The organism is Pseudoalteromonas sp. SIMBA_162, from assembly GCF_046535955.1.
GTDB classification, from domain to species: domain Bacteria; phylum Pseudomonadota; class Gammaproteobacteria; order Enterobacterales; family Alteromonadaceae; genus Pseudoalteromonas; species Pseudoalteromonas marina.
Genome location: NZ_JAWJBQ010000507.1, coordinates 1 through 267 on the forward strand (window position 1 = coordinate 1; position 267 = coordinate 267).

Sequence of the window (267 nt, forward strand, 5' to 3'; positions counted from 1 at the left end):
GAGCATCTGTTTACCTCGCTGGAAGCGATGGCGGAAAGCGATGCCATTGACGCGGTGTATATTGCCAGCCCGAATTCCCTGCATTTTTCCCAGACACAACTTTTCCTTAGCCATAAAATTAATGTGATTTGCGAGAAACCACTGGCGTCGAATCTGGCGGAAGTGGATGCCGCCATTGCCTGTGCGCGGGAAAATCAGGTGGTGCTGTTTGAGGCATTTAAAACCGCCTGCCTGCCGAACTTTCATTTGCTGCGCCAGGCGCTGCCG

General features: G+C 52.8%; 1 protein-coding gene. It reads left to right on the forward strand.

The annotated features are described in order from the left end of the window. Positions 1 to 267 (forward strand): Gfo/Idh/MocA family protein (locus R0J88_RS20710; RefSeq protein ID WP_410900985.1); only part of this gene is annotated, 267 nt, incomplete at both ends.